Source organism: Streptomyces sp. DT224 (assembly GCF_049844595.1).
Taxonomy (GTDB): Bacteria; Actinomycetota; Actinomycetes; order Streptomycetales; family Streptomycetaceae; genus Streptomyces.
The window spans coordinates 163,181-174,963 of record NZ_JBNCLI010000001.1; the positions used below are offsets into that span (position 1 = coordinate 163,181).

Annotated in this window: 13 protein-coding genes; 10 read left to right on the top strand and 3 right to left on the bottom strand. The window is 73.1% G+C overall.

Translation table 11 applies throughout. The features are described 5' to 3' along the window. Nucleotide 1 precedes the first annotated feature (1 nt). Both aroA and ACLQ2N_RS00760 read right to left on the bottom strand, forming a co-directional pair. A complete protein-coding gene (gene aroA, locus ACLQ2N_RS00755; RefSeq protein WP_425808346.1) occupies nucleotides 2-1,351 on the bottom strand; it encodes a 3-phosphoshikimate 1-carboxyvinyltransferase in 1,350 nt (449 codons plus the stop codon). 54 nt (nucleotides 1,352-1,405) lie between these two features. After that, a complete protein-coding gene (locus tag ACLQ2N_RS00760) occupies nucleotides 1,406-2,119 on the bottom strand; it encodes a M50 family metallopeptidase (RefSeq protein WP_383295739.1) in 714 nt (237 codons plus the stop codon). Between the two features lie 65 nt (nucleotides 2,120-2,184). On the opposite strand from ACLQ2N_RS00760, the gene ACLQ2N_RS00765 reads away from it, so the two are divergent. The 9 genes from ACLQ2N_RS00765 to ACLQ2N_RS00805 all read left to right on the top strand — a co-directional run bounded on the left by ACLQ2N_RS00765 (nucleotide 2,185) and on the right by ACLQ2N_RS00805 (nucleotide 10,484). Further along, a complete protein-coding gene (locus ACLQ2N_RS00765) occupies nucleotides 2,185-3,000 on the top strand; it encodes an SOS response-associated peptidase (protein ID WP_425808347.1) in 816 nt (271 codons plus the stop codon). Nucleotides 3,001-3,055: 55 nt separating this feature from the next. Then, a complete protein-coding gene (locus tag ACLQ2N_RS00770; RefSeq protein ID WP_425808348.1) occupies nucleotides 3,056-3,715 on the top strand; it encodes an alpha/beta family hydrolase in 660 nt (219 codons plus the stop codon). Between the two features lie 283 nt (nucleotides 3,716-3,998). Beyond that, nucleotides 3,999-4,655, top strand: a complete 657-nt coding sequence (locus tag ACLQ2N_RS00775) for a sigma-70 family RNA polymerase sigma factor (RefSeq protein ID WP_018105559.1) — start codon at nucleotides 3,999-4,001, stop codon at nucleotides 4,653-4,655. Further along, a complete protein-coding gene (gene rsrA / locus ACLQ2N_RS00780) occupies nucleotides 4,652-4,972 on the top strand; it encodes a mycothiol system anti-sigma-R factor (protein ID WP_073964051.1) in 321 nt (106 codons plus the stop codon). Before ACLQ2N_RS00775 ends, rsrA begins: the two co-directional genes overlap by 4 nt. A 125-nt stretch (nucleotides 4,973-5,097) precedes the next feature. Continuing rightward, nucleotides 5,098-6,519 carry an HD-GYP domain-containing protein gene (locus ACLQ2N_RS00785; protein ID WP_425808349.1) on the top strand — a complete coding sequence of 474 codons (1,422 nt, stop codon included), beginning with the start codon at nucleotides 5,098-5,100 and terminating at the stop codon, nucleotides 6,517-6,519. Next, nucleotides 6,516-7,790, top strand: coding sequence for an HD-GYP domain-containing protein (locus tag ACLQ2N_RS00790; RefSeq protein WP_425808350.1), 1,275 nt, complete (start codon nucleotides 6,516-6,518; stop codon nucleotides 7,788-7,790). The genes ACLQ2N_RS00785 and ACLQ2N_RS00790 overlap by 4 nt, the downstream gene beginning before the upstream one ends. 91 nt (nucleotides 7,791-7,881) lie before the next feature. Continuing rightward, nucleotides 7,882-8,874, top strand: a complete 993-nt coding sequence (locus ACLQ2N_RS00795) for a tetratricopeptide repeat protein (RefSeq protein WP_425808351.1) — start codon at nucleotides 7,882-7,884, stop codon at nucleotides 8,872-8,874. Nucleotides 8,875-8,969: 95 nt separating this feature from the next. Continuing rightward, the gene (gene def, locus ACLQ2N_RS00800; protein ID WP_425808352.1) at nucleotides 8,970-9,608 is read left to right on the top strand and encodes a peptide deformylase; all 639 of its coding nucleotides are present in this window, start codon (nucleotides 8,970-8,972) and stop codon (nucleotides 9,606-9,608) included. Nucleotides 9,609-9,752: 144 nt separating this feature from the next. Continuing rightward, the gene (locus ACLQ2N_RS00805) at nucleotides 9,753-10,484 is read left to right on the top strand and encodes a D-Ala-D-Ala carboxypeptidase family metallohydrolase (protein ID WP_425808353.1); all 732 of its coding nucleotides are present in this window, start codon (nucleotides 9,753-9,755) and stop codon (nucleotides 10,482-10,484) included. 30 nt (nucleotides 10,485-10,514) lie between these two features. On the opposite strand, the gene ACLQ2N_RS00810 is transcribed toward ACLQ2N_RS00805, so the two are convergent. Further along, a complete protein-coding gene (locus ACLQ2N_RS00810) occupies nucleotides 10,515-11,489 on the bottom strand; it encodes a GlxA family transcriptional regulator (RefSeq protein WP_425808354.1) in 975 nt (324 codons plus the stop codon). A gap of 81 nt (nucleotides 11,490-11,570) precedes the next feature. Here ACLQ2N_RS00810 and ACLQ2N_RS00815 point away from each other — a divergent pair, with 81 nt between their 5' ends. Further along, nucleotides 11,571-11,783 (top strand): hypothetical protein, encoded by a 213-nt coding sequence (locus ACLQ2N_RS00815; RefSeq protein WP_425808355.1) that lies wholly within the window; start codon nucleotides 11,571-11,573, stop codon nucleotides 11,781-11,783.

The window sequence follows — 11,783 nt, forward strand, 5'->3', positions numbered from 1 at the left end:
CTCAGGCCCCGAGCATTCCGGTCCACATCTGCGGGAAGTCCGGCAGGGTCTTGGCGGTCGTCGCCACGTTCTCGATCTCCACTCCGGGGACGGCAAGGCCGATGACGGACCCCGCGGTGGCCATCCGGTGGTCGTCGTACGTATGGAAGGTACCGCCGTGCAGCGGGCGCGGGCGGATGTGCAGGCCGTCCGCCGTCTCGGTGACGTCGCCGCCCAGCTCGTTGATCTCCTTGGTGAGCGCGGCCAGCCGGTCCGTCTCGTGCAGGCGCAGGTGCGCGACGCCGCTCAGCGTGGAGGGGGAGTCGGCCAGCGCGGCGACGGCGGCGATGCCCGGGGTGAGCTCGCCGACCTCGGAGAGGTCCACGTCGATGCCGTGGACGCGGCCGGATCCGGTGAAGGTCAGCCCGTGCTCGGTGAGTTCGCAGCTACCGCCCATCGCGGTGAAGATCTCGCGCAGCGCGTCACCGGGCTGCGTGGTGTGCGCCGGCCAGTCCGGGATGGTCACCCGGCCGCCCGTGACCAGCGCCGCCGCGAGGAAGGGCTGGGCGTTGGACAGGTCCGGCTCGACGGTCAGGTCGCGGCCGAGGAGCGCCGAGGGGGAGACCCGCCAGACGTTCGGCTCGCCGCCGGTCTCCGGCTCGTCCACCTGCGCGCCGACGGCCCGGAGCATGTCCACGGTCATCCGGATGTGCGGCATCGAGGGCAGCCGGTCGCCGGTGTGCCGGACCTCCACGCCCTGGTTGAAGCGCGGCGCGGACAGCAGCAGCGCCGAGACGAACTGGGAGGACGAGGAGGCGTCGATCGCGACCGGCCCGCCGTCCAGCGCTCCGCCGCCGTGCACGGTCATCGGCAGCGAGCCCCGGGAGTCGTCGTCGATCCGGGCGCCGAGGACCCGCAGGGCCTCGATCACCCCGGTCAGCGGGCGTTCGTAGGAGCGGGGGTCGCCGTCGAAGCGGACGGGGCCGTCGGCGAGCGTGGCCACCGGGGGCAGGAAGCGCATGACCGTACCGGCGTTGCCGACGTCGACGGTGACCGGGCCGTGCAGCGGGGCCGGGATGACCCGCCACGCCTCGCCCGCGGCCTCCGCACCGCCGGCCGCGCCGGTCGCCGAGGAACTGGAGGACACCGTCTCCTCGATGCGTACGCCCATCGCGCGGAGCGCGTCCGCCATCAGCAGCGTGTCCCGGGAGCGCAGCGGGCGGCGCAGCCAGCCCGGCTCCGAGGAGAGCGCGGCGAGCACCAGCGCGCGGTTGGTGACCGACTTGGAACCGGGCACCGTGACGGTCGCGTCGACGGCCCCGCTCGCGAAGGGGGCGGGCCAGAGGGCGGGGTGTACGGCGCTTTCGGTCATGCGCTCACTTTACGGGCTGGCGCCGGAGGGGGCCGGATCGCGCCCGCCGCCCGGTCACAGCCCCAGCAGCCAGCGCCCGCCGCCGATCAGGGAGCACAGCGACACCGCGTGGAACAGGAACAGCCACAGCGCCGCCGGGACGTCGGTCAGCCGGGACAGCTGGTCCGCGTCCGAGTCCGGTGCCCCGCCGTGCCGCCGCTTCGACTGGAGTTCGAAGACCGGGCGTACACCGCCCAGCAGCAGGAACCAGACCGCGCTGTACGCGAACAGCGACTGCCAGGCGGGCGAGGCCAGCCACGAGACCAGCAGGAACACCGAACCGGTGAGGATCACCGTCAGCGCCCCGTACACATTGCGGATCATCACCAGCATCACCGCGAGCAGGGCCGTCGCCAGCCACAGCAGCAGCGTGATCCGGCCGTCCACCAGCAGCCAGGCGCCGCCGAGCCCCAGCAGCGAGGGCGCGGTGTAGCCGGCCGCCGCGGTCAGCACCATGCCGATCCCCGTCGGCTTGCCCCGGCTCACCGTCAGACCGCTGGTGTCCGAGTGGAGCCGGATGCCCGAGAGCTGCCGGCCGGAGAGCAGGGCGACCAGCCCGTGGCCGCCCTCGTGCGCGATGGTGATCGCGTTCCGGGACATCCGCCACAGGAGGTTCGGCACGACCGCGATGAGCGCGGCCGTCGCGGTCACCACCACCAGCCACTGCTCCGGGGCGGGCTGGGTGCCGGTGACGCGGTCCCACAGGTTGCCGAGATCGGTGCTGTCCATGGGGCGGGCGGCTCCTTACCGGATCGGGGGCCGTCCGGGACGGCGGTCGTGGCAGTCTGGCACTTATGTGCGGACGGTATGCAGCGAGTCGGCGGCCCGAGGACCTGACCGGACTCTTCCAGGTGGAGAAGTGGGAACCGGCCGAGACGCTGGAACCCGATTACAACGTGGCGCCGACCAAGGAGGTCTACGCCGTACTGGAACGTCCTGTGAAAGACGCCGACGACCAGCGTCCGGTTCGTCAGCTGCGGGCCCTGAAATGGGGGCTCGTCCCGTCCTGGGCCAAGAACCCGGAGGGCGCCGCCCGGATGATCAACGCCCGGGCCGAGACCGTCCACGAGAAGCCGTCCTTCCGCCGCCCCTTCGTCTCCCGGCGCTGCATCCTGCCCGCCGACGGCTATTACGAGTGGGTGACCGGCGCCGAGGAACGGCAGCTGGAGGAGAAGGGGCGCCGCAAGCGCCCCCGTAAGCAGCCCTACTTCGTGACCCCGGCCGACGGCTCGGTCTTCGCGATGGCCGGTCTGTACGAGTTCTGGCGCGACCGCACCTTGCCCGACGACCACCCGCAGGCGTGGTGGGTCACCTGCTCGGTGATCACCACCGAGGCGGAGACCGGCCCGCTCGCCGTCGCCCCGGCCGACGGACCGGCCTCGCTCTCCGACATCCACCCCCGGATGCCCCTGATGCTCACCCCGGACCGCTGGGACGACTGGCTGGACCCCTCCCGCACCGATGCCGAGGAGCTGCGCGCCCTGCTCGCACCGCCGCCGCCCGGCCTGATGCGCGCCTACCCCGTCGCGACCGCCGTCAGCAACGTCCGCAACAACGGCCCCGAGCTGAAGGACGAACTGGCCGAGCCCGAGGTGAGCACCCTCTTCTGAGCCGCGTGCGACGGGGCTCGCGCCATCCCCGTACCGCTCACCCGGTGTTGGTTGGATGGACACCGTGAACACCGATGACGTGACCCCCCGCACCGAGACCGTCGAGACCGGGGCCGGCACCGCCCGCGTCACCTGGCTCGCCGCCCCCGCCCCGCGCCTCGTGCTCGCCCTCGGCCACGGCGCCGGCGGCGGCATCGAGGCCCGTGACCTGAGGGCCCTCGGCGCCGCGCTGCCCGCGCACGGCGTGAGCGTCGCCCTCGTGGAGCAGCCCTGGCGGGTGGCCGGCAAGAAGCTGGCGCCCGCCCCGAAGACCCTGGACACCGGCTGGCGGGGACTCTGGCCGGCCCTCGCCGCCCCCGGGCCGCCGGTCGTCGCCGGGGGACGCAGCGCCGGTGCCCGCGTGGCCTGCCGCACCGCCGCCGAGCTCGGCGCCCGGGCGGTCCTGGCGCTCAGCTTCCCGCTGCACCCGCCGGGCCGCCCCGAGAAGACCCGCGCCGACGAGCTGCTGGGCTGCGGGGTGGAGGCGCTCGTCGTCCAGGGCGGCAACGACCCGTTCGGCAAGCCCGCCGAATTCCCGCCCGGCGACTACCGGATCACCGAAGTGCCGTACGGCGACCACGGCTTCTCCGTACCGAAGAAGTCCGGGCTCACCGAGGAGCGGGCGATGGAGATCCTCACCGCGTCCGTCGCTGGATGGCTGGCGGATCTCACGTGACGCGGGCTCCTCGGACCCCCGGGAATGCCCGGCGCAGGGCCGCTGTTGTGAGGGACATCGGTACGCCAACGTCGTAAGTGGAGAGGGAGTCCGTCGCATGGGTTCGACCATCTGCCCACGTCGCTCGAACACCGCTGACCTGGAGTGGACGGTCCTGCACGCGGCCAAGACCGCTCCCGAGCGGTCACTCGGTGGAACGGAACGACAGCCCGCGCCGGACCAAGGTCGACTATTCTCCGATTCGAGCGGGTCCGGTTTCGGCTCCGCCCCAGCGTTGGAGGAGGTGGGTCCGGTCACAGGGACCGACACAGGGACCGACGACGGCCGCCCGCAGGAGACGACGGCCGAGCGCAACGCGCGTTTCGAGCGCGACGCCCTCGGATTCCTCGACCAGATGTACTCGGCGGCCCTGCGCATGACGCGCAATCCCGCGGACGCCGAGGACCTGGTCCAGGAGACGTACGCCAAGGCGTACGGCTCCTTCCACCAGTTCCGTGAGGGCACCAACCTCAAGGCGTGGATGTACCGCATCCTCACCAACACCTTCATCAACTCGTACCGCAAGAAGCAGCGCGAACCCCAGCGCAGCGCCGCCGAGGAGATCGAGGACTGGCAGCTGGCCCGCGCCGAGTCGCACATGTCGACCGGGCTGCGCTCCGCCGAGTCGCAGGCCCTCGACCACCTGCCCGACTCGGACGTGAAGTCCGCGTTGCAGGCGATCCCCGAGGAGTTCCGCATCGCGGTCTATCTCGCCGATGTCGAGGGCTTTGCCTACAAGGAGATCGCGGACATCATGGGGACTCCCATCGGTACGGTGATGTCCCGACTGCACCGGGGCCGCCGTCAACTGCGCGGCATGCTGGAGGACTACGCCCGTGACCGCGGGCTCGTCCCCGCCGGCGCCGGGGAGTCGGACGATCGGAAAGGCTCGGGCTCATGAGCTGCGGAGAGCCGCACGAGACGGAGTGCGCAGAGGTCCTCGATCACCTCTACGAGTTTCTCGACCGGGAGATGCCCGACAGCGACTGCACCAAGTTCGAGGAGCACTTCGTCGAGTGCTCCCCCTGCCTGGAGAAGTACGGCCTGGAGCAGGCCGTCAAGAAGCTGGTGAAGCGCTGCTGCGGCCAGGACGACGTGCCGGCCGACCTGCGCTCCAAGGTGATGGGCCGCATCGACCTCATCCGCTCGGGCCAGGCGGTGCCGGAACAGGACGTCACGGTCTCCGGCCCCGAGGTGCCGAGCGCGGCCAAGGAGTAGACCTCCGCGCTTCGGCCACCTCCGCGCTTCACCCGAACGTGCTAATCGCCCCCAACGGCACCCGCCCGGACCGCCCCGCTCGTTAGCGTGGCCCCTCCACGAGCGGAGCTGGGGGGCGAGCGAGGGTGCGAGCCACACGAGGGGCGGTGCGGGCCCATATCGGTGCCGTCGCCCTCGGCGCGGCCCTCTGCGCCGGGCCCGCCCTGCGCCCCGGCGCCGCCACCCCGTGGACCACCCTCGCCCTGCTCGCCGGGCTCCACCTCGCCTGCGAACTCCTCGGCCGCCGCCCCTTCCCGGTCGGCTTCGCCGGCGCGGGCTCCTTCTTCCCGCTGCTGCTCGCCGCCGCGTTCCTGCTCCCGCCCGCGGCGGCGGCGCTCGTCGCCGTCCCCGGCTCCCTCGCGGGCCGGGCCGGCAAACCTCCCGCCGCCGCCCGCCGGGCCTGGCGCGCCGCCGAGCTGGCCGTCGCCGTCTGGGCGGCCGCCCGCGTCCACGCGCTGCTCGGCGGGCCCGCCGCCCTCGGCAGCCCGCCCGACCTCCCCTACGCGCTGCTGCCCGTCTGCGCGGCGGCCCTTGCCTTCAGCGCCGTGCTCGCCGCCCTCGACGGCTCGATCCTGCTCGTCGCGGAACAGCTGCCCGCCCGGCGCGCCTGGCGCGGGCTCCTGGCGCGCTCGCTCGCCCCCCACCTGGTGCACGGCCTCGCCGGGCTGATGATGGCCGTCCTCTGGAACAGCTCGTACGGGCCGCTGGCCGCGCTCTTCGTCCTGCTGCCCATGTACATCTCCTGCTGGGTCTACGCCCAGTACCACCGCGAGCACGCCGCGCACCGGGCCACCATCAGGGCGCTCGTCCAGGCCGTCGACATCAAGGACACCTACACCCGGGGCCACAGCGAACGGGTCGGCCGCGCCTCCGTCCTCATCGCGCACGAACTCGGCCTGGACCGGGAGCGCGTCGAGGTCCTCCGGTTCGCCGGCATCCTCCACGACGTCGGCAAGCTGGGCGTCCCCACCCGCGTCCTGCGCAAGGACGGCCCGCTCACCCCCGAGGAGCGGCGCGTCATCGAGCTGCACCCGGAGTACGGGCACGAGATCGTCCGGGGCATCGGCTTCCTCGGCGAGGCCAGGGCCGCGATCCTGCACCACCATGAACGCCTCGACGGCAGTGGCTATCCGTACGGGCTCTCCGGCCGGGGCATTCCCGAGTGCGCCCGCATCGTCGCCGTCGCCGACGCCTTCGACGCCATGACCTCGACCCGCTCCTACCGGCGGGGCCGGCCGGTCCCGGCCGCCGTGGAGGAGCTGAAGCGGTGCGCCGGCACGCAGTTCGACCCCCAGATGGTGCGGGCCCTGGCGCGCGGCCTGGAGCGGTACGGCTGGTCCGGGGCCGTCACGGCGGACGACGCGCGGCTCCCGCCCCCGCGCGAGGCGGCCGGCGAGGCGGACGGCGGCCGGGGCGTGGACGCCGGGACCCTCAGGACGCCGCTCGGCCCCCGGCCGCAGGAACCCCTCGGCCCCCGGCCGCCCGACGGCACCGAGGGGTCCCGGTGACCCCGGGGACCGCGACCCTGGGCCTGCGCGGCGCCGCCCTCGCGCTCGCCGCCGCCGGGCTCGGGTACACGCTCTGGCGCGGGGTCCACGACCCGGGGCACGCCCTCGCCTTCGGCGCCCTCATCACCATCGGGGAGCTGGCCCGCTGGGGCGCCCTCCCCGGGGAGCGGGAGCCCGCGCCCCTCGGGGCCGCCGGGGCACTCGCGTACGCCCTGCTCGGGCGCAGCGGCGGGCAGCCCACCAGTCACGGGGCCCTCCAGGTCGTCGCGGTCGTCGCCGCCGCCCAGCTCGTCGCCTCGGTGCCGCAGCTGGCGCGGGGAGACGGACCGGGCGCCGACCAGGTGGCCCGGCGGCTGCTCACCGTGGCCTTCGCCGCGGTCTGCTTCCAGCCGCTGTACAACGCGGGCGGCAGCGAGCGATGGTTCGGCGACGGGCCGTACTACGCGGCCTTCCTGCTCCTGCTGCTCGGCCTGACCGCCCTCTGCGACGCCGTGCTCGCCGCGCTCCTGCTGCGGGCCCGTACCCGGCCGCGCGGCTCCCGCGCCAAACAGGCTCCCGCCCCCTACGGGCCGTTGCTCCGCGACGAGCTGCGGGCGCTCACCGGGATCGGCTCGGCCGTCTGCGCGACCGGCGCGGTCATGGCGCTCGGGGTCGCCGCCGCCGGACTGTGGGCGCTGCCCGTGCTCTGCGTACCGCTGCTGCTCACCCAGCTCTCGTACCGCCGGTTCGCCGCCGCGCGCACCACGTACCGGCAGACCATCGCCTCGCTCGCCCGGTCCACCGAGATCGCCGGCTACACCCCGCACGGCCACGCCCGCCGGGTGGCCGAGCTGTGCACGGCCGTCGGGCGCGAGATGGGCCTGTCCGGGCCCGAGCTCACGGTCCTGGAGTACGCGGCGCTGATGCACGACATCGGCCAGCTCTCCCTGGTCGACCCGGTGCCGGACGGGGCGACGGCCCTGCTGCCGGCCGCGGAGCAGCGCCGGATCGCGCTGCTCGGCGGTGCGGTGGTCCGGCAGACCGGGGTCGACGCGAAGGTCGCCGTCGTGGTGGAGCGGCAGGCCGATCCCTACCGCGAGCAACCGCTGTCCGCCAGGATCGTCCGGGCGGTGAACGCATACGACGACCTCAGCGGGGAAAGTCTCTCCGGGCCACTGGGTGCGCTGGAACAGCTCAGGCTCGGCACCGGGCACGACTACCAGCCGCAGGTGGTGGAGTCCCTCGCCCGGGTTCTGGCCCGGGGCGGTCTGACCCCCGTCCCGCCCGGGTAACCGATGGGTAATGAGCGGGCCCCGGGCCCGGCATGGTTGGATGCGAAGAGAGCGGTAGAACGAGGGTGTCCAGTCGGGACAGGCGGGAATCGTGAGGATCTTCGGGAAGGTACGGCATCGGCCGTCCGCCTCTTGGCGGCAGGCCACGGACCGCGCGTTCACGCTGATCGGCGACGGCCGGTACGAGGACGCGGGGGCGCTGCTGACACGCGCGGCGGACCTGGAGCCCTGGCTCTCCGAGTCGTGGTTCAACCTGGCGCTGCTGCACAAGTTCCGGCACGACTGGGAGCAGGCGAGGGCCGCCGGGCTGCGGGCCGTCGCCCTGCTCGACAAGGAGTCCGGAGCGCCGGACTGGTGGAACGTGGGCATCGCCGCGACCGCCCTTCAGGACTGGCCGCTGGCGCGCCGCGCCTGGCAGGCGTACGGCCTGAAGGTCCCCGGTGGCGGGCAGCAGACCCCGGCCGCGGGCAACGAGCCGGTCGGCATGGAGCTGGGCAGCGCGGCGGTCCGGCTGTCGCCCGAGGGCGAGGCCGAGGTCGTCTGGGGCCGCCGGCTGGACCCGGCCCGGATGGAGGTGCTGTCGATCCCGCTGCCGTCGTCCGGGCGGCGCTGGGGCGAGGTCGTGCTGCACGACGGGGTGCCGAACGGCGAACGGATCACCGCTGCGGGCCCTTCCTATCCCGTCTTCGACGAGATCGAGCTGTGGGCCCCGTCGCCCGTGCCGACCTGGGTGGTGCTGCTGGAGGCGGCCACGGAGGCGGACCGGGACGCGCTGGAGCAGCTGGCCTCGGACGCCGGGTTCGCCGCCGAGGACTGGTCCTCGTCGGTGCGGCTGCTGTGCCGCTCCTGCTCGGAGAGCCGGATGGAGAGCGACGAGGGCGACGGCGAGCACCTGGACCCGCACGACCACAGCGAGCCGGGGCACCCGGGCCCGCTGGGCCACCGCACGGCCGGTGAGCTGTGGGTTCCGGAGCGTGAGTGCGGCTTGGCGGCCCCGGCCGGTCTGGTGCGCGGGCTGCTGGACGGCTGGGTGGCGGACAGCCCGGACACCCGCGAGTGGCGCGATCTCGAAGAAGTCTGCTGACCGGTGCCCGCGAGGTCTGTCCGGCCCTGATCCGCCGGACAGCCCTTAGGCTGTACGCGCACCGATTCGGGTTTTGAGGAAGGCGTACGGCGGACATGGCGCAGCAGGAGACGGACGAGCAGGTCAGCGTCGACGAGGAGGGCTTCCTCATCGACACCGAGGACTGTGAGGCGCGCGAGACGGCACACCGCGAGCGCGGTACCTCCCGTCCGATCACGGTCGTGGGCAACCCGGTCCTGCACAAGGAGTGCAAGGACGTCACGGAGTTCGGCGACGACCTCGCCGCGCTGATCGACGACATGTTCGCGAGCCAGCGCACGGCGGAGGGCGTCGGCCTGGCCGCCAACCAGATCGGCGTCGACCTCAAGGTCTTCGTCTACGACTGCCCCGACGACGAGGGCGTGCGGCACGTCGGCGCCGTCTGCAACCCGGTCCTGGAGGAGCTGCCGCCCGAGGCGCGGGTGCTGGACGACTCCGGCGAGGGCTGCCTCTCCGTGCCGACGGCGTACGCCAAGCTGGCCCGCCCGGACTACGCGGTGGTGCGCGGCCAGGACGCCCAGGGCAATCCGGTCCGGGTGCGCGGCACGGGCTACTTCGCGCGCTGCCTCCAGCACGAGACGGACCACCTGTACGGCTACCTGTACATCGACCGGCTCTCCAAGCGCGAGCGCAAGGACGCGCTGCGGCAGATGGCGGAGAACACCCCGCGCTACGAGGTCGTCCCCAACGACTGATCCCGGGATCGGAACGCGGCGCGGGCCCGTCCCCGCGCCGCGTTCGTCTTTTCGTCAACCGCCTTTTCTACACGCGTAGTTGACGCGCGCCGCCTCATCCGACAGGCTCATGCACCACACCTTCGACAGTGGTGAGGAGCCCCCGTGATCAGACGTTCCGCACGACTCCTGCTCAGCCTTGTCATGACCATGGCGTTTGCCTTGGGCGGTGCCGTCGTCACCGCCGGCACCGCGCAGGCCGACGACTGCTACACCTGGACCCGCACCCTGAGTCCGGGCGCCACCGGCAACGACGTCTCCCAGCTCCAGATACGGGTCGCCGGGTACTCCGGGTACAACTCCGTCCTGGCCATCGACGGCTCGTACGGGCCCGCCACCACCGCCGCCGTCAAGCGCTTCCAGGCCGCCTACGGGCTGGCCGCCGACGGCATCGCGGGCCCCGCCACCCAGTCCAAGATCTACGCCCTCCAGGACAGCGACTGCACCCCGGCGCACTTCACGTACGCCGAGATGAACCGCTGCAACAGCACCTGGTCGGGCGGTGCGGTCTCGGCGGCCACGGCGAAGGCCAACGCGCTGAGGACCATGTGGAAGCTGGAGGCGCTGCGTCACGCGCTGGGCGACCGACCGATCAGCGTCAACAGCGGCTTCCGCTCGTACTCCTGCAACAGCGCGGTCGGCGGCGCGTCCAACAGTCGCCATCTGTACGGAGACGCGGCCGACCTCGGCGGGATCGCCTTCTGCACCCTCGCCGGTGAGGCCCGCTACCACGGCTTCCACACCATCCTCGGCCCGGGCTACCCGGACCACAACGACCACGTCCACGTCGACCAGAGCCCCAGCCACTACTGGTCGGCGCCCAACTGCGGTATCTGACCCCCTCGGCGGGGCCCGTCGGGCACTCGGTCAGGCCGCCTCGCCGACCGCCGACGGGCCCCGGAAGGTGCGCCGGTACGCCTGCGGTGTGGTGTCCAGGGCCCGTACGAACTGATGGCGCAGGGCCGCCGCCGTCCCGAAGCCGGTCCGGTCGGCGATGGTGTCGACGGTTTCGTCGGATGTCTCCAGCAGGTGCTGGGCCAGCAGGACGCGCTGGCGCAGCAGCCAGCGGTACGGGGTGGTCCCGGTCTCCTGCTGGAAGCGGCGGGCGAAGGTGCGCGGCGACATGTGCGCCCGGTCGGCGAGCTGTTCGACGGTCATCTCGCGGTCGAGGTGGCGCTCCATCCAGGCCAGCGTGTCGCCCACCGTGTCGCACCGGGTGCGCGGCAGCGGGCGCTGGATGTACTGCGCCTGCCCGCCGTCCCGGTGCGGCGGCACCACCATGCGGCGGGCGATGGTGTTGGCGGCGGCCGGTCCGTACGCCTGGCGGACCAGGTGCAGACAGGCGTCGATCCCCGCCGCCGTCCCCGCCGACGTGGTGACCGGCCCGTCCTCCACGTACAGCACGTCCGGCTCGACGACGGCCTTGGGGAAGCGGCGGGCCAGGTCGTCGGCGTGCCGCCAGTGCGTGGTGCAGCGGCGGCCGTCCAGCAGCCCGGCCGCGCCCAGGAGGTACGCCCCCGAGCAGACGCTGAGCACCCGGGCGCCCCGCTCCACGGCCCGGCGCAGGGCGACCAGGACCTCCTCGGGGAACTCGCGCTCCCCGAAGCGGCTGCCGGCCGGTACGGCGATGAGGTCGGCCTCCTCCAGCCGGTCGAGGCCGTAGGGGGTGCGGATGGTGAAACCGGCGTGGGTCCGCAGCTGGGGCCCCTCGGCGGAGACCACGGCGAAATCGTGCACCGGCAGGCCCTCGTCGCTGCGGTCGAGGCCGAACACCTCGCAGAGCACGCCGAGTTCGAAGGGATGGACATCGTCGAGCATCAGGGCGGCGACATTGTTCAGCATGGAACCAGTGTGGCAGTAATTCGATGCTGTGTGACAGTCCTGCCACTGCCGCCGTTCCTCCGGAACGAGGACAGTAGAGGCATGAACACATTCCAGAACATCCTCGGCATTTCCGTCCTTTTCGCCCTCGTCCTGCTGCCCGCGCTGGTCGGCATGGCCCGCGAGCGCCGCATCGACCGCGAGCTGCGCGAAGCGGAACAGGACCGGAGCACCCGCCCACCGCAAAGCGCGGACGCCGCGCGGCCGGTGGGGGCCGCACGGCGTCCGTACGTCAGAAGCTGGGCGAGGATCTAG

Excerpts from the sequence above, each read along its gene's own strand:
- aroA (WP_425808346.1), bottom strand. The coding sequence starts at position 1,351 with ATGACCGAAAGCGCCGTACACCCCGCCCTCTGGCCCGCCCCCTTCGCG.
- ACLQ2N_RS00760 (WP_383295739.1), bottom strand. The coding sequence starts at position 2,119 with ATGGACAGCACCGATCTCGGCAACCTGTGGGACCGCGTCACCGGCACC.
- ACLQ2N_RS00765 (WP_425808347.1), top strand. The coding sequence starts at position 2,185 with ATGTGCGGACGGTATGCAGCGAGTCGGCGGCCCGAGGACCTGACCGGA.
- ACLQ2N_RS00770 (WP_425808348.1), top strand. The coding sequence starts at position 3,056 with ATGGACACCGTGAACACCGATGACGTGACCCCCCGCACCGAGACCGTC.
- rsrA (WP_073964051.1), top strand. The coding sequence starts at position 4,652 with ATGAGCTGCGGAGAGCCGCACGAGACGGAGTGCGCAGAGGTCCTCGAT.
- def (WP_425808352.1), top strand. The coding sequence starts at position 8,970 with ATGGCGCAGCAGGAGACGGACGAGCAGGTCAGCGTCGACGAGGAGGGC.
- ACLQ2N_RS00810 (WP_425808354.1), bottom strand. The coding sequence starts at position 11,489 with ATGCTGAACAATGTCGCCGCCCTGATGCTCGACGATGTCCATCCCTTC.
- ACLQ2N_RS00815 (WP_425808355.1), top strand. The coding sequence starts at position 11,571 with ATGAACACATTCCAGAACATCCTCGGCATTTCCGTCCTTTTCGCCCTC.